The 21,177-nt window shown below is 68.4% G+C and carries 17 protein-coding genes; 6 read left to right on the top strand and 11 right to left on the bottom strand.

Translation table 11 applies throughout. The features are described 5' to 3' along the window. Window positions 1–47: 47 nt before the first annotated feature. Complete coding sequence (locus HNR51_RS06410) at window positions 48–995, top strand: toll/interleukin-1 receptor domain-containing protein (protein WP_182554351.1); 948 nt, start codon at window positions 48–50, stop codon at window positions 993–995. Next, a complete protein-coding gene (locus HNR51_RS06405) occupies window positions 995–1,621 on the top strand; it encodes a Fic family protein (RefSeq protein WP_182554350.1) in 627 nt (208 codons plus the stop codon). The genes HNR51_RS06410 and HNR51_RS06405 overlap by 1 nt, the downstream gene beginning before the upstream one ends. On the opposite strand, the gene HNR51_RS06400 is transcribed toward HNR51_RS06405, so the two are convergent. From HNR51_RS06400 to HNR51_RS06385, 4 genes are read right to left on the bottom strand one after another with little or no spacing between them, the layout of a single operon-like run. Further along, a complete protein-coding gene (locus HNR51_RS06400; protein WP_182554349.1) occupies window positions 1,609–3,177 on the bottom strand; it encodes a TniQ family protein in 1,569 nt (522 codons plus the stop codon). The genes HNR51_RS06405 and HNR51_RS06400 overlap by 13 nt on opposite strands. Next, window positions 3,174–4,253 (bottom strand): ATP-binding protein, encoded by a 1,080-nt coding sequence (locus tag HNR51_RS06395; RefSeq protein ID WP_182554348.1) that lies wholly within the window; start codon window positions 4,251–4,253, stop codon window positions 3,174–3,176. The genes HNR51_RS06400 and HNR51_RS06395 overlap by 4 nt, the downstream gene beginning before the upstream one ends. Window positions 4,254–4,286: 33 nt before the next feature. Further along, on the bottom strand, window positions 4,287–6,587 hold the full coding sequence (locus HNR51_RS06390) for a TnsB C-terminal domain-containing protein (protein WP_182554347.1): 2,301 nt from the start codon (window positions 6,585–6,587) through the stop codon (window positions 4,287–4,289). A gap of 9 nt (window positions 6,588–6,596) precedes the next feature. Beyond that, the gene (locus HNR51_RS06385) at window positions 6,597–7,280 is read right to left on the bottom strand and encodes a hypothetical protein (RefSeq protein ID WP_182554346.1); all 684 of its coding nucleotides are present in this window, start codon (window positions 7,278–7,280) and stop codon (window positions 6,597–6,599) included. An 851-nt stretch (window positions 7,281–8,131) separates the two neighbouring features. On the opposite strand from HNR51_RS06385, the gene HNR51_RS06380 reads away from it, so the two are divergent. Next, window positions 8,132–8,446 carry a hypothetical protein gene (locus tag HNR51_RS06380; protein ID WP_182554345.1) on the top strand — a complete coding sequence of 105 codons (315 nt, stop codon included), beginning with the start codon at window positions 8,132–8,134 and terminating at the stop codon, window positions 8,444–8,446. 146 nt (window positions 8,447–8,592) lie between these two features. On the opposite strand, the gene HNR51_RS06375 is transcribed toward HNR51_RS06380, so the two are convergent. Continuing rightward, window positions 8,593–9,141 carry an HNH endonuclease gene (locus HNR51_RS06375; protein WP_012457067.1) on the bottom strand — a complete coding sequence of 183 codons (549 nt, stop codon included), beginning with the start codon at window positions 9,139–9,141 and terminating at the stop codon, window positions 8,593–8,595. A gap of 725 nt (window positions 9,142–9,866) precedes the next feature. Here HNR51_RS06375 and HNR51_RS06370 point away from each other — a divergent pair. Beyond that, the gene (locus HNR51_RS06370) at window positions 9,867–12,596 is read left to right on the top strand and encodes a DUF3772 domain-containing protein (protein ID WP_182554344.1); all 2,730 of its coding nucleotides are present in this window, start codon (window positions 9,867–9,869) and stop codon (window positions 12,594–12,596) included. A gap of 124 nt (window positions 12,597–12,720) precedes the next feature. Beyond that, window positions 12,721–13,227: a CAP domain-containing protein gene (locus tag HNR51_RS06365; protein WP_182554343.1), complete on the top strand. Its 507-nt coding sequence runs from the start codon at window positions 12,721–12,723 to the stop codon at window positions 13,225–13,227. 19 nt (window positions 13,228–13,246) lie between these two features. Here HNR51_RS06365 and HNR51_RS06360 read toward each other — a convergent pair whose 3' ends face one another. Continuing rightward, window positions 13,247–14,080: an OmpA/MotB family protein gene (locus HNR51_RS06360; RefSeq protein ID WP_012457064.1), complete on the bottom strand. Its 834-nt coding sequence runs from the start codon at window positions 14,078–14,080 to the stop codon at window positions 13,247–13,249. A 14-nt stretch (window positions 14,081–14,094) separates the two neighbouring features. Continuing rightward, entirely contained in the window at window positions 14,095–14,868 is a 774-nt protein-coding gene (locus HNR51_RS06355; protein ID WP_012457063.1) for a motility protein A, read from the bottom strand. A gap of 270 nt (window positions 14,869–15,138) precedes the next feature. Between HNR51_RS06355 and HNR51_RS06350 the strand changes: the two genes are divergently transcribed. Beyond that, a complete protein-coding gene (locus tag HNR51_RS06350) occupies window positions 15,139–16,911 on the top strand; it encodes a glucan ABC transporter ATP-binding protein/ permease (RefSeq protein ID WP_141954580.1) in 1,773 nt (590 codons plus the stop codon). 120 nt (window positions 16,912–17,031) lie between these two features. Here the strand turns inward: HNR51_RS06350 and HNR51_RS06345 are convergent, their stop codons facing one another. From HNR51_RS06345 to HNR51_RS06330, 4 genes are all read right to left on the bottom strand, one after another. After that, the gene (locus HNR51_RS06345) at window positions 17,032–17,547 is read right to left on the bottom strand and encodes a superantigen-like protein SSL4 (protein WP_239681646.1); all 516 of its coding nucleotides are present in this window, start codon (window positions 17,545–17,547) and stop codon (window positions 17,032–17,034) included. A gap of 187 nt (window positions 17,548–17,734) precedes the next feature. Further along, entirely contained in the window at window positions 17,735–18,466 is a 732-nt protein-coding gene (gene pgl / locus HNR51_RS06340; RefSeq protein WP_182554341.1) for a 6-phosphogluconolactonase, read from the bottom strand. Then, complete coding sequence (gnd, locus tag HNR51_RS06335; protein WP_182554340.1) at window positions 18,463–19,455, bottom strand: phosphogluconate dehydrogenase (NAD(+)-dependent, decarboxylating); 993 nt, start codon at window positions 19,453–19,455, stop codon at window positions 18,463–18,465. Before gnd ends, pgl begins: the two co-directional genes overlap by 4 nt. Before the next feature lie 116 nt (window positions 19,456–19,571). Next, window positions 19,572–21,167 (bottom strand): c-type cytochrome, encoded by a 1,596-nt coding sequence (locus HNR51_RS06330; protein ID WP_182554339.1) that lies wholly within the window; start codon window positions 21,165–21,167, stop codon window positions 19,572–19,574. Window positions 21,168–21,177 lie beyond the last annotated feature (10 nt).

Genomic DNA, 21,177 nt, shown 5'->3' with positions numbered 1-21,177 from the left:
CTGGAACCCTGGCCGCCGAAGACCCACATGGTGGCTCGGGAGGGCGCATGGCCACGGTATTCTTCTCATACTCGCACAAGGACGAGGAGCTTCGCGACCGGCTGGAGGTCGCGCTGACGACGATGAAGCGCCAGGGCCTCATCGAGGCGTGGCACGACCGTCGGCTGCGCGCCGGCGACGACTTCGACAAGGGCTTTAAGGCTGAGCTCGAACGGGCGGACGTCATCCTGCTGCTGGTCTCGCCAGACTTCATCGCCTCGGACTATTGCCACGACGTCGAGATGGCTCGGGCGATGGAGCGTCACGAACGCGGCGAGGCCCGGGTCATCCCCGTGATCCTGCGCCCGTGCATGTGGCACCCGATGCCTTTCGGGAAGCTGCTCGGCATCCCGCGCGATGGTCTCGCCATCACGCGCTGGCCCGATCTGGACGAGGCGTTCCTCGACGTTGCGCAGCGGATACTGGCGGCCCTGCCCAAGCCCGTGGCGGCTCCTGCCCAGGCGCGGCTCGCACCGTCGACGGCCGGTGCGCCGGCCGCGGCCGCCAACGGCCCCCGGTCGAGCAACCTCCGCCTGAAGAAGACCTTCTCCGAGGCGGACCGCGACCGTTTCCTGACGGACGCGTTCGAGTTCATCGCGCGCTTCTTCGAGGGGTCCCTCACGGAGCTGCAGGCTCGCAACGATGGCATCGAGACGAACTTCCGCCGACTCGATGCCAACCGTTTCACCGCCGTGGTGTACCGGAACGGAACCGCCGTCTCACGCTGCAGCGTCGTTCTTGGCGGCATGCTTGGGAGCGGCATCTCCTACTCGGCCAACGACCGCGCCGAAACCAACTCGTTGAACGAGAACCTGCGGGTCGAGGCCGACGACCAAGGCCTCTTCTTGCGGTCCCTCGGCATGTCGAGCATGCGCAACAACGACGAGCGGAAGCTGACGCCGGAGGGGGGTGCAGAGCTCTATTGGGTCATGTTGATCGAGCGCCTGCAGCGGTGATGACGACGTTGCCCCCCGCCCCTTATCCCTCATGGGAGATATCAGCGGTACCCGGAAGCGATGCCCTGTTGCAACAAAGGTGCCCGGAACTTCTAACAAATCTCGCCGGCCTCAGCGATGAGCAGTTTATTGTCTCCCTTTCTGATCCACGCGATATCCATCGTCAGCTATTCAAAGATCTTACCCCAGAAGGCTTTCCTGAATATGCAGGAAATTTCCGTGGCAGCTCATATCCCTCGTTGCAGTACCGACGGCTAGGAGTTAACCCCGCTATTTCCGCACTTGTCGGTCCGTCACTTTCATTCTCTGAGCCGGATGCGGTCGAACGTACGATGTCGATGCTGGCATCTTTGATCGGTCTCCGCTTTAGACGTCCTGTGACCGACGGACAGTCAGCAGCCGACGCGTTCGCGACCGTTTTTCGCCTGTTTGGTCGGACTCACCCGTTTCTCGATGGAAATGGGCACGTTCAACGGGTGATGTTCCAGGGCATGGTGGAGCGATGGGGTCTCAAGCTTCGCCAGCCCTTCGTCCATCCTCGACCTTACGACATCGAGATGGGCGTGGCGCTCGCGAACAACGATGACACGGCGATTGCCGCGGTGTTGGCAACCTACGTCGTGTGAGCGGCGCTGGACGCCGATTGCGCAATAGGTGACGGCCACCGAAGATCGGCATCACGCAATCGGCGACGGGTAACGAGCATCTCTTCGCGCCGGACGATCAGCGCCTGCAGGTTCACGCCGGTGGCAAGGCAGCCATATAGGCCGAGCCGGCCCTCCAACGCCTCGCGGCAGAGGGCCGCCAGCGGCACCGCGTAGGCGTGGGCTGCAGCCGTCAGGGTGGTCTCGTCCTCCTCCGTGCAGACACGGGACGGCAGCCCGGTGGCAAGCCGCTCCAGCACCGCCTGTACCTCCGCCCGCAGGTAGACGTGCGCGTGCTTCGTGCGCCGGCCGCCGGTCACGTAGGGCTTGATGAGGCCCAGGGCGCCCAAGTCCGCCACGACCCGCACCGTCGTGCCGAGCAGGGCGGCGGCACCCCTGGCATCCACCGAGTCCCTCAGCACCGCCGCAATCGCCAGGATCTCGGCGTCGGGGATGCGGAACGGCCGACCGCGCTCCTTCGGGCGGTCGAGCAGGCCCTTCTGCTCCAGGATGTCGCGCATCACGCCCTGCGTGACCCCGCATCGGGCCGCGGCCTCGACCAGCGTGCAGGTCTCGGTCGGGGGCAGCATGGCGGCCCGGGCGCGCTTGTCGACCACGAACCGGCCCTCGGCATGGTCCAGCACGATCCGGAAGAGGTCCTCGGAGAAGGATCGGCCGCCCTTGCCATTGAGCCAGTGGTAGAACCAGCCGTAGGCCGTGGTCAGGGTCGGGCCCGCCCCCGCCGCCGCGCCGGCGTCGAAAGCCCCGTCGAGGGCGGCAGGCAGTCGGCCCTTGGCGAGCACGCCGTAGCCTTCCGCGAGCAGGTCGTTCCAAGTCAGGCCGAGCGAACGTGCGTCCGGCCAGCGCTTCGTGTAGCCGCCCCTAGACAGCGCCCCGACGCGTTCGAGGACGTCGACCGCCTCGGACAGCGGCAGCGCGTCGAGCAGCGGCAGATTGCCGACGGACACGACGCCCAGCCGGCCGAGCAGGTAGGCGTCGACGTCACGGAGGGATGCCGAGGCCGGCTCGGGCCGCGCGCCGGCCAGGTCGCCCGTGTCGCAGGCCCTACAGCCGCCGATCCGCCCGTCGCGCCAGGTCAGGGGCGTCCGGCCGGCGCAGCAGCAGCGGTCTTCGAGCAGGCAGCCGTGGCGCGGGCACGAGGCCACGAAGGCCAAGTCCCACCAGAAACGGGCATGCGGGCTCTCGGCGAGGCAGGCCGGACAGACGCGACGGCTCCTGCGCTCCAGGTCGCGCTTGATGGAGACCTGCTGGCCGCGGACCATGACCTTGGCCCCGGTGCCGTGGAGGAACGCGTCCGCCGCGATCCGATCCTCGTCGGAATCGACGAAGCCCGCCAATCGGTCCAGGCTCCGGCCGACCTTCACCTCGGACATCGCGATGCCGGTCTCCCGCTCCACGGTCGCCACGGACCGGAGCCGGTTGATCTCCGCGAGGCGCAGCATCAGCCCGGCCGGGTGCTCCTCCGCCAGGGGCTGGTCCCAGCGCGGGATGCCGAGCGCGGGAAAGTCGACACTCATTTGGTGAAATCCGGGACGCCCGCACGGGCCGCCAACGGCCGGCGCTCGGCCAAGCGCGACTGCTCGCGTGCCTCTCGCGCCTTCATGCGCGCGGCGACCAGCTTGAACCGCTCGGGGTCCGGGTCCTCGATCACGAACGGGTTCTCGTGGTCGGACGCACCCCTCGCCTTGCGATAGGTCTCCGCCAGGACCTTGCCGGTGATGCTGTCCAGGTCCTGCGAGATCGCGTTCCCGGCGGCGGCGTGCAGGAAGGGCACGTAGACGCCGGGGAACCCGCCGCACGCGAGGTGCATCCTCAGCGCGGTCAGGGGCGCGTCCAGCCCCGAGGGCCGGTCGAAGGGCAGGATGGCCTCCGCGTCCCGACAGAACCGCATGTAGGCGCTCTCAGGGTCGTCCGGCGTGCACTCGAACGGCTGGATGGTATGCCTCTCCCGCGTGCGGCGCCGGACCGCGGGGTTGATGTCGGCGATGTCGAGGGCATGCGGCATGCCCATGAGCAGAACCTGCACCCGGGCGGTGTTGACGAGGTGCCGGAACACGTTCGCAGCCTCCCAGGAGGAGGCGTGCTCGACCACCTCCTGGCTCTCGTCGAAGATGACCGTCCGCACCCGCTGCAGGATGCTGTGGTGGACGCATAGCGTGGTCAGCTCGCCGTAGGTGGCATTCGCCCGGGGCCGTATGCCGAGTTGCAGCAGGTAATCGGCCATCAGGGCGTTGAAGCGCGGCTTCGGCCCGATCTCGATTTTGATGACCGGCCGCTCGAACCCCTGGCTCGTTCGGACCCGCACGCCCCAGCTCGGGGGCATCTTCTCGCCTGACGGCAGCACCTCGACGTTGCCGCGGCAGGCCGTGCCACCCGTCTTCCCGGCGATGTCCTCCAGGAAGTCGTCGGCGACCGTGCTCTTGCCGGCACCGTTATCGCCGACGATGAAGACACAGGAGCCCTCGGCCGACGTCTGCCAGTCGGCATGCAGGTTCGCGATGATCCCCTTCGCCTCCAGGAAGGCGGGGGTGTCGGAGTGGAAGGAGCCGATTTCCCGCAGCCGTTCGCGGCGCGGCATGTCCCTGTACGCCATGGTCTATCCCCACATGTTGGTGGCCCTGCGCCGTCAGATTTCCCGACGGCGCAGGGTCGGGCTCACGCCGGGGGCCGGCGGGTCACGTGGCGAGGTCGGCGACGACCGATTCGGGAGGGCCTGGGGCGTTTGCCGCGCCGGCCCTGGCTCAATCAGTCCGGCCTCGGGACCAAATTCCGGGGCTACCGGCGTCGGTCGCGGCACGTCGCTCGGCACCGACGAGGCGCCGATGCCCGCTGCGGCCTCATCCGGGACGCCGATGCCGGCTGGCGGATCGCCGGACCCGCCCCAGGCGGCCCCAGGGACGGCCCCTTGCGGGTCCGGCGAGGGCTCCGCCTTCCGGTAGGGACCGGCAGCCGTATGGCGGGCGCGCGGGGCTCTGTCCGGATCGTGCCGGTGGCCCGGCCGTCGACCTCCGCTCTCGCCCGGCGAGGAGCGCTCGGGAGCCACGTGCTCCATCGGCTTGCGCCCATCCTCGGCAAAACGAGCGAAGCGCCGCGGGGCCTTCGAGCGGGTGTTCTCCTCCACGATGGCGCGGACGAACTCGAAGAGCTCGCCCCGCGCCCTGGCGACCGCTGCCCTCTTGCTCTCGTCGGGTTCGCGCGTCTCGCGGCCGCGCTTTCTGATGACCTCGTACTGGTGCAGCGTCTCCCCGACCTCGACGTCCTCCGTCATCAGGTCGCCCTGCACCCACTTACGGCGCTGCTGATCGAAGACCTGGGCATGCGCGAGGTCGAGCGGGTCGATCCGGATGTCGACCTCGGCGTCCAGCCCGATCCGGTTGCGCAGCGCCGAGAAGGCGTTCGAGTTCCAGCGCAGACCCTTGAAGCGGATGCCCTCGCGGGTCAGCACCCTGCGGGCAGCGAGGCCCGTCAGCGGCGCAAGGAGCTCCTTGGGCGGAGGCAACCTCTCGCCGCACAGGACAAGCCCGCGCATCCAGCGCTCAGCTGGGGCCTCGCCCGTCGCCGAGTGGTTCTCCTGGTGGTAGACGTCGACGACCCACTTCGCGATCACCCAGCGCAGTTGCGCCAGGCTCATCACCGCGCAGCCCTCCGGGTCGTAGTCCTTCTTCATCACCACGTTGGACAGGGTCGTCCCGGGGATGACGTGGACCACCTCCTCCTGCAGGGTCCGGAACCAGCGCTCGATCTTGCCCTTCAGGTCGCCGCGCCTCCGAGGAAGCGGCACCAGCTTCATGTTCAGGGCCGCTTCCAGCGCCCGCATCGAGGTGGACAGGAGTTCCCGGCCGCCATCGGTGAACAGCTTCTCGGGCACGCCATGGCACGGCCATGCCTGGTGGATGCCGCCCAACGCCGCGAGGAAGTCCGCCTTCGGCATCACGGCATGCTGCATCGCCTCCATGACGCTGGTCCAGGACGGCGGATGGAAGCCGACGCTGAAGCCGACGATGCAGCGGCTGTATCGGTCGATCAGCGCCGTCAGCCAGGGACGACCGAGCACCGCCTTGGTGACCGGGTCGACCACGATGATGTCCAGCAGCGTGTGGTCGGCCTCGACCTCGCCGAGCGGCCAGTCGCCTTGCGGGCCGACCCCCAACGTCGCCAGCATCCTGTCCGCCTCGTCCTTGCCGAGGCGCTTCTCGATCAGTTCGTACTGCTCGCGGTGCTTGAGGGCCCGCGCGATCACGTTCTTGCCGATGACGTCCTTCTGCCCGAGGTCCGGGATTCTGCGACCCTCCCGGGCGGCGCGCTCGCGGATGAGCGTGACCGCACGCCGGCGCGCCTGCGCCTCCGAACCTGCCGGTCGCGTCGCGTAGACCTCGTCGATGGCCCGGTCGATCTCCTCGACCATCCAGCGGGGCAGCTTCGGCGTGCGGTTGCCCTTCTTCCAAGTGAAGGGCACGAGCGCGCGGATGTCCTTGCCAGCTGCGAGCCAAAGACGGTCCCAGTCCCGGACCATGCGGGGAGACGGTCGGCGAGCCGGCGGGATCTCGTTCTCGTCACCGACCTTGTCGATGACGCCCTGGATCGTCGCCTTCTTGTGCCGGTCCCGCAGGAACACGTCCTCCAGGGCCGAGACGTAGCGGGCCTTCTCCTCGGCCGTCGCACGGTCGGTGATCGAGAAGGTGCCCCAGTCGGTCTCAAGCGCCTCGCGGACGTTCCCGTTCAGGGCCTGGAACGAGCCTTCGTCCGTCAGGCGGAAGGTGCGCGCCATCCGCAACTGCGCCGTGTTCGACAACGGCAGTTGGTGGCCCGTGGCCTTATCGGTGAAGATGCGCCCGTGCGGGCCGATCTCGCCGGCCACGAAGGCACGCCCCTCGATCCGGACGGGCTGGTTGGCGCGGATGCGCAGGGCGACGTCGGGCATACCCATGAGAGCGCCTCAGAGCACGCGCATGAGGGAGGAGCGGCAGAACTTCGCCGTCCGGTCGATCTCGACGTGGCCGAGCCAATCGAGGCGGAGGGCCAATGCGAAGGCGTCGACGTCCCCGCCGGTCAGCCCCTGCAGATCGGCCACGGAGGTCTCCAGCGGCAAGGCAAGCAGGGCCTCGCGCCCGCGTCGCACCAGGCCCTCCGGATAGAGGTCGTCCGCGTAGCGTGAGAGTAGCTTCGCGTTCCAGAGCAGCGGCTGGATGCGGATCTCGTCCTCGGTCTGGAGGCTGAACGCGAAGCCCTGGCGCATGGCGGCTTCGCCAACGGCTTCCCACCACCCCTCGACCTTCGCGGCCTCGGCCTCATCCTCCGGGTAGAGCGCCTCAAGCGTCTTGACCTCGACGAGCTCGGGCTTCCTGGCGCCGAGGCGCAGCATGAAGTCCGGCGTCCACTTCCGGAACCGGCCGGCGAACCAAATCCGAAGCGCGAGCGGCTGTTCGAGGATCTCGACGAGGTCCCGGTCGTAGGCGTCGACGATGGTGACGAAGTCCCCTTCCAGCAGGCTCTCGCAATCCACGACCTGCCCGCCGACCCGGTAGACCGGCACCTCCATGCGGTAGCCATCGCGGCCGGCGAACGGCACGACCGTCCGCGTCGGCTTGCGGCGTCCGACCTGGTGGCCCCTTCGAGGCATACGAGATCCCTCCGTCGCGGCGCGGGCGCGCCTCGGTTGCCGCCGGAGTTCCCGGCCGGGTACTTCAGGAATGTCGGCGGATCGACGGGGCGCCTGGGACGCCTCCTCACCCGTCGGCCCGAGCGATCCACCTTAGGATGACTCGCCTGGGCCGGGTGGCTCAAGCGGAAAAAGGGCAGCCGGTCGAATCGGTTGGCCCGAACCGACCCGATCTCACGTCACAAATTGAGACATGGCGCCGCACCCGGATTTCGGGGCTTTTCGACCCCCCGAATCGCAGACCCAGGCGCTCGGCCAGGGTCGATGCGGGGGTCAGGGCGCGGTCAGCAGACGGCCCAGGAAACGCGGGTGGCTGACGAGAGGAAGTGCGAGGCGGCCATGGCGTAGATTTCCCGGCACGAACGCAAATTATACCATTGGTATGAAGTGGGGCCAATCGAATTGCTTGATCGTGCTTAACGCGCGGCACGAGGCCAGCACGCCGTGGCAGCCGCTATCTGGTGCCAGTGTGACGGGCCTGCGTCCCTCGACCCTGCCGGCCGGAACGAGGGCGAGCCCTGCCCGGACAGCCTTTCCCATGCGGGTCGCACCGGTCATCACAGCCAGCACTTTGTTCGGAGTTCGCCAACAAAGCCATGGCGAGTTTGTTGGCGAACTCCGAACAAACTCGCTCCTACCTACCCTGCGGCGCCGGCTTCAGCGAAGCCATTGCGGAGAAACACCTTTCGGTAGTTTGACCCCGGAAGTTTGTTCGGCATTCGCCAACAAACCCCATGGGTGAGCCATGAGGCTGCCCTCGCACGGCCGGCCCGGACGGTCGGCCGGTTCCTCGGGCCATTGTCAGTTTGGCGATGATGCTCGTCCAGGCTGTCGGTATGGGCGTCCGGATCTCCCTTGCCGATCTTGAGATGACGTGGCGTGCGGTCGATGAGGCCGCCGGCGCCGGTCGAGGCGCGCTGGAGAGGACTGCGGTCGCGTTCGGCGTTCGGCGCGCCGTGGTGATGGCCGCAATCGACAGGGTCGAGGCTGCGGTCGGCGATCAGGACTTCTTCGACGCGCGGGTCAGGCGGTCCGGGGCGCTCACTGCCGCCGGGCATGCCTTCCACCGCAAGGCACCCGCTTTGATCCGGGCCTGGAAGGGACTGATGCCACCGGGGGTCAAGTAGCGGGTGGTTCGGCGACGGGCAGCAAAAGGGCGGCACCAGAGATCCGGCGCCGCCCCTAGGACGTTACGTGCTTATGGGATATAACAGCACGGACTTATGCTGTATTTGACGCCCTTATGGGGTGCATCACATGCGCTGACATCCGCTCAGCTGTCGAGTTCGCTGTCCCAGTACAGATAGTCGAGCCAGGTGTGGTGATACTGGCGGTGGTCGAATTCCGGCTGGCGGCGGTGCAATTCGTGGCGCGTCGGCCGGTGCGGCTCGTTGAGGAGGGGCATCTCCGCCTCGTCCGGGGTGCGGTTGGCCTTGCGCAGGTTGCAGGGTGAGCAGGCCGCCACGACGTTCTCCCAGGTGGAGAGGCCACCGCGGGAGCGGGGCACGACGTGGTCGAAGGTCAGGCCGCCGGAGGGGAGACGCAGGCCGCAATACTGGCAGGTGAAGGTGTCGCGCAGGTAGATGTTGTAGCGGGTGAAGGCCGGGCTGCGCGCCAGCGCCACGTAGCTCTTGAGGGCGACCACGCTCGGCACCTTGAGGGACCGGCTGGGACTGTGCGCCTCGATATCGTAATTGGCGACCAGGGTGACGCGATCGAGAAACAGGGCCGTAAACGCGTCCTTCCAGGACCACAACGACAGCGGATTGTAGGAAAGCGGCCGGTAATCCGCGTTGAGCACCAGGGTCTGAAGATCGATCATCGACGCCACTCACTGCTCGTGACGGCGCCCTTCGGGCGCCTCGGCCTCGGACGTGGACAGTCCGAAGGGCCATGCCGTGCCCGCGACAGCCGGAGCCCAGGGGGCGCCTCGGAACCGTGCCGGTGGGCATGACGCCCCGGCACGGCCGCGAGTCTCCGGCCTGTCGCGCTCTCTCGCGCCGTGCCCGAAGCCTGAGCGCAGCGCACTCCGGCCGGGTGGCGGATCGGATTGGGGAGGAAGGAATCCTGACGGCGACAGCTTCCCCGACCGGCGAGTCGTGCCGGTTCGGGCCGAAGCGGGGCAGGGCGGACGATCAGCGCCGCCTCCTCGCTGCGTGAGGATATGGCCAAGTCCATCGCCGCTTAGTGTAATATCAGCGTGACAAGCTTGTGAAGGCGAGCAGGCGGTCCGCGACGTCGCGGGTCCTGATTTTCTCCAGAAAAAGGGACTGTCACGGAGTCGATCCGCACGGTTTCGCCCCATTACGAGTTCAGACAGGCCCCGCCAGAGCCCTCTTGTGCGTTGCGGAAAAGATTGCCGGCTCGCCCCTCGGCAAGCGGGACTCAAGCCCTAGCTCCGGGGCGACGCGGGCCGACAGGTCTGTACCGCGCCGACGGCACCGGTCGCGTGCGACCCAACGGACGCAGTGGCCGGCGAGGCTGCCCTGGCGCCGGAAACCGACGCGTTCCCGATCCCCGCGCCCGATCCCCCCGCGAAGGATGACGATGCTACGAGACGTACTCCTCACCCGTTTCCGCCACGTCGTTCGCGGCGCCGCGCTGGTCGCGGCGCTCACCGCGACGAGTGTGCTGCCGAATGCGGCGGCGGGGCAGGGGAGTCCGCCGGCAGCCCCGGCTGCGCAAGCGCCGACTGCGAAGCCGGACGCGGCCCCACCGGCGGCGAACGGGCAGGCCGCGCCGGCCGCCAAGCCGGCAGCGCCGAAGGCGCCGGTCTCGGAGGCGCTGCAAACCCTCCGTGACCGCCTCGACACCATCAAGGCGGATCTCGAAGCCCGGGAGAAGGCGATTACCGGGCCCAATGTCGGCGCGGGCGACCTGACCCGCGCCCGCGACGGGCTCGATCCCCTCGCCGACCGGCTGCGGTCGGCGATCGAGTTGCTCGGCCCTCGGCTGGATGCGGCGCGCGAGCGCCTGACACAGATCGGGCCGAAGCCGAAGGAGGGCGAGGAGAGCGAGGAGGTCGCCCGCGAGCGCGCGGAGCGCGAGCAGGCGGTCAACGACATCGACGGCACCCAGCGGCTGGCCAAGTCGCTGCTGGTGCAGAGCGACCAGATCGTCGACCAGATCTCGAATCGACGCCGCGCCGCCTTCACCCGCGGCCTGTTCGAGCGCAGCACCTCGCTGCTGAGCCCAGACCTGTGGATGCGGGTCGGCGCCGACATCCCGCGGGATCTCAGCTCCCTGAGGAGCGGCTTCGACGACACGGTCTCGCTGTTTCGCCGCAACGGCAGCCTGTGGAACCTGTTGGTGCTCGGCCTTGCCTTCGGCCTGTCCTTCGCCCTGTATTTCGGGCGCCGCAACATCGCTCCCGCGCTCGGGCGCCGGGATATCAACGTCACCTCGCCCTCGAAGCGCGCCAAGCTCCTGGGTGCGTGGCGGGTGCTCCTGCTTGGAACGCTACCGGCCCTCGCAGGCAGCTACGCGGTCTACTACGCCCTCGACGTCACCGAACTGCTGCCCGCCCGCTTCCTGCCGGTGGCCAGCACCATCCTCGGCGGCATCGCCTTCATCGCCTTCGTCGAGGCGACCGGCGACGCGCTGCTCGCGGTAAACAAGCCGGCCTGGCGCCCCGCACCGGTCTCGGACGCCGCCGCGTGGCGGATCAACGCGCTTGCCGTCAGCATCGCCGTCGTCATCACGGTGTCGAAGTCGACCGAGGCACTGAACTCGGCGATCTACGCCGCGCTGCCGATCTCGATCGCGACCCGCGGCGTCGGCGCCGTGACGGCGGCCTTGCTGCTCGCCATCGGCCTCCACCGCTTCGCCGACACGGCGGAAAAGGAGGAGGAGTGCTTCGGCCCCTATGTCGGAACCGAGACCTCGTCCAATATCGGCGGGCCGCTGCGGCTGCTCGGCTGGGTCGCGGTCGCCGTGATCGCGGTGGCACCGCTCATCGGCTACGTCGCCCTCTCGGCCTTCCTCGTCGATCAGTTGATCTGGACCGCGAGCATCCTCGTCCTGCTCTGGCTCCTGATCGTCAGCGCCGACGTGCTGATCGGCGGCTCCCTGTGCGAAGACACCCGCATCGCCACGACGCTCCAGGCCAATACCGGCCTGCGCAAGCGCTCGCTCAACCAGATCGCGGTGCTGGCGACGGGCTTCGCCCGTGTCCTGCTGATCGCTGTCGCCGCGCTCCTGGCGCTCGCGCCCTGGGGACTCGATTCGACGGACATCTTCTCGTCGGTCCGCACGGCCTTCTTCGGCTTCAAGGTCGGCGACGTCACGATCTCGCTCTCGGCGATCGCCTTCGGCGTCAGCATCCTCGTGCTCGGGGTGTTCATCACCCGCGGGATCCAGCGCTGGCTGGAGAACACATACCTGCCGGCAACCGATCTCGATGCGGGCCTGCGCAACTCGATCTCGACGGTGGCCGGCTATGTCGGCTTCCTCCTCGCCCTGGCGCTCGCCTTCTCGTATCTGGGCCTGAGCCTGGAGAAGCTGACCATCGTCGCCGGCGCGCTGTCGGTCGGTATCGGTTTCGGCCTCCAGTCGATCGTCAACAACTTCGTCTCGGGCCTGCTGCTGCTGTGGGAGCGCCCGATCCGCGTCGGCGATCAGGTTCTGATCGGCGACAGCGAGGGCATCGTGAAGCGCATCTCCGTGCGCTCCACCGAGATCCAGACCTTCGACCGCTCGGCGGTCATCGTGCCGAACTCGAACCTGATCTCAGGGATCGTGAAGAACCGCGTGCGCGGCGACCGCACGGGCCGCGTCATCATCTCGGTCAACGTGCTGCGCAGCAAGGATCCCGTACAGGCGGCCGAGATGATGGTCGCCTGCGCCAAGGCCCATCCCGACGTGCTCAAGGAGCCGCCGCCGCGGGTGGTGTTCAAGAAGATCGGCGACCCCTTCCTCGAGTTCGAGCTGGTCGCCATGGTGATCGACGTCAATCTCGGCCAGAAGGTGCAGAGCGACCTGAACTTCTCGGTGTTCAAGACCCTGGCCGATGCCGAGTTCATCCCGCCGATGGGGCCGGCTTCGAGCTTCATCACCGTGCAGGGCCTGGAGCCGGTGCGCGATGCGCTCGGACAGATCGCTTACGCGGTCGGCCAGTCGGGAACACAGGTCGTCGCGCCGGCAGCCGCCTCGGGATCGAACAGCGGGGAGAAGGAGCCGGAGATGGCGGAGGAGGCCGCGTCGTCCTCTACCACACGCGAGGAATTGCGCCGGGCCCCAGGGGTCTCGCAGGAGGCGGCTCGCCGGCGCCTGGGATAGGGCGAGCGGATATCGGGTGAGCAGGCGCTGGCCCTGAGGATATCGGGGCCGGTGCCGCCGCTACACTTGAGTTTACCGCCCGCAGGGCCCACCTCGACGGTCTGCTTACGGGAAGAACGCCGTCGTGTCCGGACGCCAGACCCTGCTCGCCGCACCTGCGGCCCTCGCCCTCGTCGCCTTGCTCCAGGGCTGCGCCGGGACAATGACGCCCGACGCCACCGGCCTGCCCACCATGTACCTGCCGCTCACCACCGGCAGCACCACGGTCGATACGGCCGCGGCCCGGGACATGATCTCGGCCTATCGCCGCAACAACGGCGCCGCGCCGCTGGTCATCGATCCGGAATTGCAGCGGCTCGCCGAGACCGAGGCCGCCGCCATGGCCGCCTCCGACCGGCCGAGCAAGAGCCAGACGGTGCGCGCCGCGGTGACCCGGCTCGGCTACGACGGGGCGGATGCGAACCTCTCGGCGGGCTATCACACGCTGGCCGAAGCGTTTTCGGGCTGGCGCGACAGCCCCCCGCACCGGGCCGTCATGCTCGCACCCGAGGCGACGCGGATGGGCATCGCCACGGCCTACGCGCCGGGCTCAAAATACAAGGTCTACTGGGCGCTCCTGGTCGCCAAATAGGGGCTCGGGAACGTCGCCTTCAGGGTATGACCTTGCCGCTGGGCGTCGGCGGCGGTTCGGAGAGAAGCGTCACCGTCACCCGCCGGTTGGCCGCCAGATAGGGGTTGTCGGGAAACATCGGCTCGGTGTCGGCCTTTCCGGCGACGGAGGCGAAGCGATCATCCGGCAGCCCGGCATTGGCCAGGACGTCCCGTACGCTCAGCGCCCGGTTGGCGGAGAGCTCCCAGGGCGGGGCGGTGTCGCGAGTGCCGGGACGGGCGGTCGCTGTGAAGCCGGTCACGGCAATGCGGTTCGACAGCTTCATCAACGTCGGCGCCAGCCGCTCCAGCAGGCGGCGGGTGCGGTCGTTGGGCCGGCTCGACCCTTCCGGGAACATCGAGCGGCCATCCTGATCGACGATCGACACGTCGAGCCCTTTCCGGCTCGGTGCGATGATGACGTTCTTCGACAGCTCCGCCACTTCCGGCATGTCCTGCATCGCCTGCCGCAGGGAGGCGGCGGCCTGGCCGAACGCATCCGGGTAGCCGCGGTCGGGGATGCCGTCGTCGAGGCCGCTGTCGATCTGCGGCGGCGTCGTGCGGTCGGTGGCGCGTTCCGGCGGCACGTCGCGCAGGTGCTTGAACTTGTCCGCGGTCGGAATGCCCTCGCTCTCCAGGATGCCGGCGAACTTCGATTCCTTGTTCACGCCGAAGGCATCGCGCATCGAGCCGGCGACCACCTGAAGCTTCTTCTGGTCCTGGGTCGAGTAAGCGGCGATCATGACGAAGAAGCTCATCAGGAGCGCCATCAGGTCGGCGAAGGTCACGAACCAGCCGTGACCGCCATGGGCGCCGCCGCGCTTCTTCTTGGCCACCGCCTACACTCCCGTCACGCCGCTTCCGCGGCGAGATCCTCGCGGTGGTTGGCGGGCAGGTAGGCAATCAGCATCTCGCGCACCAGCGAGGGGCTCTTCTGGTCGCGGATCAGCAGGATGCCGTCGATGATGAGCGAGCGCGACACGTCCTCTTCTTCGAGCTTGACGTGCAATTTGTCGGCGATCGGCAGGGTGACCATGTTGGCGATCAGCGCGCCGTAGAGCGTCGCGAGCAGCGCGGTCGCCATGGCGGGTCCGAGCTTCGAGGGGTCGGACATGTTGGCGAACATCGTCACCATGCCGAGGATGGTGCCGATCATGCCCCAGGCCGGGGCGCAATCGCCGAAGGCGCGATAGATCTTCGAGCCCTCGTCGAGATGCATCAGAAAGTTGTCGCGGTCGCGCTCCATCGTGTCGCGGATGAAGTCGCGGTCGTAGCCATCGGCGATGTAGCGCGCCCCCTGGGCCAGGAACGGGTCGGAGATCTCCATGCTCTCCAGGGCGATGGGCCCCGACTTGCGCACGACGTCGGCGATCTTGGTGATCTCCTCGATCAGCTCGTGCGGCTTCACCGAGCGCATGGTGAAGGCGTAGCGCAGGCCCATCGGCAGGCCGTGCAGCATGGTCGAGAACGGGAAGCGGATCATCGTCGCGGCGATGGCGCCGCCGAAGATCACGATCACGGCGTGCTTGTCGAAATAGGCGGCGAAGTTGCCACCGTCGATCATGATCAGCGTGAACACCACGCCGACGCCGCCGAGCAGCCCGATACCGGTTGCGAGATCCATGACGCCGACGCCCGAAGCCCGACCGATCCTGCCGGCCGTCCCCGAGATGTAAAAAAACAGGCTGAAGGAACCGTAAAGGGACTTGGAGGAACCGCCCGTTCCCCGTCATGTGCCGTTCAGGGGCGGGCCGCCATAAGTTCCCGTGCCGGTTGCCCGAGTGGCGTCTTGCGGAAGAACCGCAGCCTCACGGTCGGCCGGCACCGGAGCGATCCGGTTCCAACGACGAGATCCCCACGGCCGCGGCCGGACGGGGCGGGGAGCGAAAGCACGATGTCGATGATTCGACTCTATGCGCGGGTGCTGGGCCTGCTCGGAGCGGAGAAGCGGCTGGCCATCGGTCTGATCGTGGCCAACGTCGCACTCGCGGTAGCGGCCTTCGCCGAACCTCTGATCATGGGCCGTATCATCGACGGCCTGACCCATCTCTCCAAAGATACGCCGGCGACGACCCTGCTGCCCTGGATCGTCGCCTGGGTGGTGTTCGGTCTGTTCACCATCGGCGCGGGCGTAGCGATCGCCCTGCATTCCGACAGGCTCGCCCACCGCAACCGGCTTTCGACGATGGCGAATTTCTTCGAGCACGTGCTCGAACTGCCGATCGCGTTCCACTCGTCCAACCATTCGGGCCGCGTGCTGAAGGCGATGCTGGAAGGCACCAACGCCATGGCCTGGGTCTGGCTCAACTTCTTCCGCGAGCATTTCTCCGCCCTTCTCTCGGTCGGCGTGCTGCTGCCGCTGACGCTGTTCGTGAACTGGCGGCTCGGCGCGATCCTCGTCGTGCTGGTCCTCGTCTTCACCGCGCTGGCGAGCTACGTCCTGCGCCGCACCGAGACGCTCCAGGGCGAGGTCGAGCAGTTCCAGTCGGGGCTCGCCGCTCACGCCTCCGACGCCCTCGGCAACGTCGCCGTGATCCAGTCCTTCACCCGCGCGCGCGCCGAGAAGGAGGCGATGCGCGACATCATCCACGACCTGCTCCGCGTGCAGATCCCGGTCCTGTCGTGGTGGGCGCTGGCGAACGTCGCCACCCGCGCCTCCGGCACGCTGACCATGACCGCGATCTTCATCACCGGCATCGCCCTTCACCAGAAGGGTGCGGCGACGGTCGGCGAGATCGTCGCCTTCATGAGCCTCGCCACCATGCTGGTGACCAAGCTCGATCACGTCGTGACCTTCGTGAACGGCGTGTTCATGCAGGCGCCGAAGATGCGCGAGTTCTTCGAGGTGGTCGACACGGTGCCGACCGTCCGTGACCGGCCGCACGCCAAGCAGGTCGCTCGGTTCGAGGGCGAGGTGAGCTTCGAGGACGTCGCCTTCTCCTACGACGGTCGCCGCAACGCGCTCGACGGCGTGTCCTTCACGGCCCGCCCCGGCGAGACCGTGGCGCTGGTCGGCACCACCGGCTCGGGCAAGTCCACGACGCTGGGCCTGTTGCACCGGACCTTCGATCCGGATGCCGGCGCGATCCGCATCGACGGCCTCGACATCCGCGACATCGGCCTCTCGTCGCTGCGCCACAACATCGGCGTGGTGTTCCAGGAGCCGATGCTGTTCAACCGCTCGATCCGCGAGAACCTTCAGGTCGGCCGCCCCGACGCGACCGATGCCGAGATGCTCGACGCGCTGGAGCGTGCCCAGGCCAGCGAGTTCATGGCTCGCCAGCCCGACGGACTCGACACCATCATCGGCGAGCGCGGCCGCTCGCTCTCCGGCGGCGAGCGCCAGCGGCTCTCGATCGCCCGCGCGCTGCTGAAGAACCCGCCGATGCTGATCCTCGACGAGGCGACCAGTGCCCTCGACGCCGCGACCGAGCGCAAGCTGCAGCAGGCCTTGGAGACCGTGATGGAGGGCCGCACCACTTTCGTAATCGCCCACCGCCTCGCCACGATCCGCAACGCCGACCGGATCCTCGTGTTCGAGAACGGCAAGATCGTCGAGGCCGGCAATTTCGACGAGCTGGTCGCCCTCAACCAGCGCTTCGCGGCGCTCGCCCGGGCCCAGTTCATGGCGGCCGAGGCGGACGAAGATCTACCGCTCGCCGCCTGAGGCGCCGAACAGGACCGCGTTCCCGGGCGAGGCTTCGCTCCGGGCGCCCGATGAGGTCTGGATCAGAACGTCGAGCCGCCCCGTGATCGCGACGCGACCGGGGCGGCTTTCACGTTTGAATCAATGCCGATTGAGAGCCCGCGGGTTGGGGCGGGGAGCCTCCTCCGCAACTGGAGGCCGGACCGCGTCGAAGGCGGTCTCGTCGAGTTCCAGAACCGGCAAGGCTCCGAGGTCGTTCGGAAGCGCGGCAACCGGCTTCGAGGCCGGAAGCGTCGGCGCGGGCGCGATGGGCGTGGCCGGCTGCGGCTCCGCGGCCGCGAGGGGGGCCTCGACCGGGGCGGTCGGTTCCTCCACCGGCGCGGCCTGCGGCGCCTGCACGGCACCGACGACCCGCACGGGAGCCATCGCCTCGGGAGCGGATGCGGCCGTCTCGACGGGAGCGGACCGCGGCGAGACCTCGCCGCCCGCACGAATCTGTGCGGCGATCGCCCATGTGGCGACGAGCGAAAGCCCGACCACGCCGACGCTCGCGACCCATGCCGGGTTGCGGCGGCTGCGCGCATCGATCGGCTTGAGCGGTCCGGGCAGGATGCGCCTCCGCCGGAGGGGGAAGCGCGGCTGCCGAACCCGCGGCAAGGGGTTCCCCGCGGCTGCGCGTTCGGCTCCTACCATCGGCGTCCTCCGGCGTGGTCGATCTTCATCGTCGATCATCGGCCGTTCATACACGGGTAACACCCTCGTCGAAAATAAGGCGGGGGCGCATGCCGCGAGCGAGGGTGGGATCGAGCCGGGCACCGGCCGACCGCGTCCTTCGACGACGGCGTCAGGCCGCGGCTGCCTCGCGATCGACGTACCACGTCACCCGCCCCGCACTCTCGACGTGCCGCGCCGGCAGATCCTCGCCATCGGCCAGTCGCTGCAGCGGCTCCCGCTTGCCCGCGCCGTTGACGAGGAACAGCACCGAGCGGGAGGAGGCCAAGGCCGGGAAGGTCAGGGTGATGCGCGGCACGAACGGCTCCATCCCCGCCTCCGGCACCGGCGCGACCCAGGCCTCTCGCTCGGCGAGCGCCGGCTTGCCCGGGAACAGCGAGGCCGTGTGCCCATCGCTGCCGAGGCCCAGCAGCACGAGGTCGAAGAGCGGCCGGTTCGGGTCGAGCCGGTCGGCGCCGTAGAAATCCTGCAGCACCCGCTCATAGGCCCGGGCCCCGGCCTCGGCGCCTTTGTCGGAGGGGATGAAGTGCAGGTGCGTCGCCGGCACCGGTGCGGCATGGCCGAAGGCCTCGCGCACCATCCGCACGTTGCTCAAGGGATCGCCCCACGGCACGACCCGGTCGTCGCCGAAGAACCAGTGGATGCGCGCCCACGGCACCCGCTCGACGAAGCCGGGCGACGCCAGCAGCGCGTAGAGCCGCTTCGGCGTCGAGCCGCCGGACAGGCAGATCGCGACACGATCCCCCGGCGCGCTTCCGGCGATTGTCAGAAGATGTTCGGCCGCCGCCCGGGCCGTCGCCTCGGCATCCGCCGTCAATTCGGTGTTGGGGGGAAGCGGAATCACGGAGCCGGCCCGCGGCGCGGCGGCTCCTTGTGGCCGCCGAAGCCCTGGCGCATCGCGGAGAGCAGCTTGTCGGCGTAGCTCTCGTCCTCGCGGGAGCGGAAGCGGCGATAGAGGGCGCTGGAAAGGACGGTGGCTGGCACGGCCTCCTCGATCGCCGCGTTGATGGTCCAGCGGCCCTCGCCGGAATCCTCGACATAGCCCGAGAAACCTTCGAGGCGCTCGTCGCCCGCGAGCGCCGAGGCGGTGAGATCGAGGAGCCAGGACGAGACCACGCTGCCCCGCCGCCAGACTTCGGCGATGTCGCCGAGATTGAGATCGAAGCGGCGCGCCTCCGGGATGTCAGGCGCGTTGGCGTGGCGCAGGATGTCGAAGCCTTCGGCATAGGCCTGCATCAGGCCGTACTCGATGCCGTTGTGGATCATCTTCACGAAATGGCCGGCCCCGCTCGGCCCGGCATGGATGTAGCCCTGCTCGGCCCGCGGATCCCGCCCGTCGCGGCCGGGGGTGCGCGGGATCTCACCGATGCCCGGTGCGAGGGTGCGGAAGATCGGGTCCAGCCGATCGACGGCCTCCTTATGGCCGCCGATCATCATGCAGTAGCCCCGTTCGAGCCCCCAGACGCCGCCGGAAGTTCCGACATCGACGTAGTGGATGCCCTTGACGTCGAGATCGCGGGCGCGACGGACGTCGTCCTGATAGAACGAGTTCCCACCGTCGATGATGCAATCGTCGGCGCTCAGGAGGCCGCCGAGTGCCGTCACCGTCTCCTCGGTGATCTGGCCGGCCGGCAGCATGACCCAGGCGGTGCGCGGCGCCTCCAGCTTCGCCGCGAAATCCTCGAGGCTGGATGCCGCCGTCGCGCCTTCCGACGCCAGAGCCTCCACAGCCTTCGGATCGCGGTCGTAGACCACGGCCGTATGGCCGTCGCGCAGGAGGCGGCGGACGATATTGCCGCCCATCCGGCCGAGGCCGATCATGCCGAGTTGCATACGCTCGCACTCCCATTGGGGGCCATCAGAAGCCGCCGCGCGATCGCTCGCGATTCACCGTCGGGCGTTTCGGGGCGGCGGCTGCACCCGGCAATGGTAGGGCGCAAAAACCGGAATCAAGGCTTCGGCGATGAGGCTCCCGAGGACGGCGGCTGACCCGGAGCCGCATCGACCCGCTTCTCCGGGTTCTTCACCTGACTGTAGGCGACGTTGCCGAACGAACCGATGGTGGCCGACCAAGGCAACGGCTCCGCGTCGCGGTCGCTGCGGTTCGCCTTGCAGAAGGCCGAGAGCAGCCCGTTGACCACGGCGTCGTCCCCGGCCTCGGGCGCGGCAGCCTTCACCTGCGGCGCCACGCGGGAGAGAACCGGAACGAAGTCGTTCGGCTTCAGCCCCTTCAACGCATCGCCGCCGGTGGCTTGCTCGACGCTCGCCTTGAGCTTGTCGTCGTCGATGGTCGAGCACGGCGCATTGCCGGCCATCATCGTCTTGATCTTCTGCCGCGCGGACGCGACGACGCCGGTCTCGGAGACGACGGGCGCCTTGTTGCCCCAGGAATTGCGGATGTAGTCGGTGACGTTCTTGATCTGCTCGTCGGTCATCTCCTGGCCGATGGCCGGCATCGGCGCGTAGCCGCTCTGCGCGGCGAGGCCGCCGACGATGACGTTGATGATGGTCTCGGGACCGCGGGACTGGATCGAGGTGTTGCCGGCGAGCGCCGGGATGGCGCCCTCGACACCCTTTCCGTCCGGCCGGTGACAGGAGGAGCAGTAGGTGAGGTAGGTGTCCGCCCCCGGCGCGCCCGGCTGGTTGAAGGCCTGGAGATCCTTCTCCTTGTAGGTCTGCTTGGCGGGGATCGTCCGCAGGTAGGCGACCATCGCCCTCAAATCGGCGTCGGTCATCTTCGACAGCGACTCCTCGATGGTCTGGCGCATCGGGCCCGCCGCCACGCCGGGCCGGTTGCCCGGCGCCGTACCGGTCTTGAGGTAAGCCACCACCTCCTCGTCGCTCCAGGCGCCGATGCCCTGGTGCCCGTCCGGGGTGATGTTGGGCGCGTACCAGCCGTCGATGACGCCGCCGCCGAACCGGCCGGCGAGGCTCGAATTGCCGACGAGCTTGCGCTCGTTGTGGCACATGCCGCAATGGCCGAGACCCTCGACGAGATACCCGCCGCGGTTCACCTCGGCGCTGGCATTCGGATCGGGCTTGAAGCGTTCGGCGGTGAAGAAGGCGGTGCGCCACGTGATCAGGGCGGTGCGGACATTGAAGGGGAACGGGATCTCGTTCTCCTCCCGCTTCTCCTTCACCGGCGGCAGCGACTTGAGGTAGGCGAAGATCGCCTTCGTGTCCTCGTCGGACACCTTGGTGTACCAGCCGAACGGAAAGGCCGGGTAGAGATACTCGCCCTCGTCGCCGATGCCGTGGCGGAAGGCCTTCTCGAAAGTCTCGTAGCTCCACTTGCCGATGCCGGTCTCGTCGTCGGGTGTGAGATTGGGCGTCTTGATCGCCCCGATCGGCGTGTCGAGCTTGAAGTTGCCGGCCATGAACTTGCCGCCGGCCTTGGTGTGGCAGGCGGTGCAATCGCCCGCCGTCGCGAGATACGCGCCACGCTTGATCAGATCGGCGTCCGCCTCCTGCGCATGGGCCGTTCCGACGGAGAGCAGCGCGGCGATAGCCAGCCAACCGGAGCCCAGGGCAGTGAGGCGTGTCATGAACCCGATC

Source organism: Methylorubrum thiocyanatum, from assembly GCA_014138645.1.
Classification (GTDB): domain Bacteria; phylum Pseudomonadota; class Alphaproteobacteria; order Rhizobiales; family Beijerinckiaceae; genus Methylobacterium; species Methylobacterium thiocyanatum.
Note: the sequence above shows the minus strand (reverse complement) of the source record. Positions and strands in the feature narration are given on the sequence as shown.

Coding starts and splice junctions, on each gene's coding strand:
- HNR51_RS06410 (WP_182554351.1), top strand. CDS start 48: ATGGCCACGGTATTCTTCTCATACTCGCACAAGGACGAGGAGCTTCGC.
- HNR51_RS06405 (WP_182554350.1), top strand. CDS start 995: ATGACGACGTTGCCCCCCGCCCCTTATCCCTCATGGGAGATATCAGCG.
- HNR51_RS06400 (WP_182554349.1), bottom strand. CDS start 3,177: ATGAGTGTCGACTTTCCCGCGCTCGGCATCCCGCGCTGGGACCAGCCC.
- HNR51_RS06395 (WP_182554348.1), bottom strand. CDS start 4,253: ATGGCGTACAGGGACATGCCGCGCCGCGAACGGCTGCGGGAAATCGGC.
- HNR51_RS06390 (WP_182554347.1), bottom strand. CDS start 6,587: ATGGGTATGCCCGACGTCGCCCTGCGCATCCGCGCCAACCAGCCCGTC.
- HNR51_RS06385 (WP_182554346.1), bottom strand. CDS start 7,280: ATGCCTCGAAGGGGCCACCAGGTCGGACGCCGCAAGCCGACGCGGACG.
- HNR51_RS06380 (WP_182554345.1), top strand. CDS start 8,132: ATGATGCTCGTCCAGGCTGTCGGTATGGGCGTCCGGATCTCCCTTGCC.
- HNR51_RS06375 (WP_012457067.1), bottom strand. CDS start 9,141: ATGATCGATCTTCAGACCCTGGTGCTCAACGCGGATTACCGGCCGCTT.
- HNR51_RS06370 (WP_182554344.1), top strand. CDS start 9,867: ATGCTACGAGACGTACTCCTCACCCGTTTCCGCCACGTCGTTCGCGGC.
- HNR51_RS06355 (WP_012457063.1), bottom strand. CDS start 14,868: ATGGATCTCGCAACCGGTATCGGGCTGCTCGGCGGCGTCGGCGTGGTG.
- HNR51_RS06350 (WP_141954580.1), top strand. CDS start 15,139: ATGTCGATGATTCGACTCTATGCGCGGGTGCTGGGCCTGCTCGGAGCG.
- gnd (WP_182554340.1), bottom strand. CDS start 19,455: ATGCAACTCGGCATGATCGGCCTCGGCCGGATGGGCGGCAATATCGTC.
- HNR51_RS06330 (WP_182554339.1), bottom strand. CDS start 21,167: ATGACACGCCTCACTGCCCTGGGCTCCGGTTGGCTGGCTATCGCCGCG.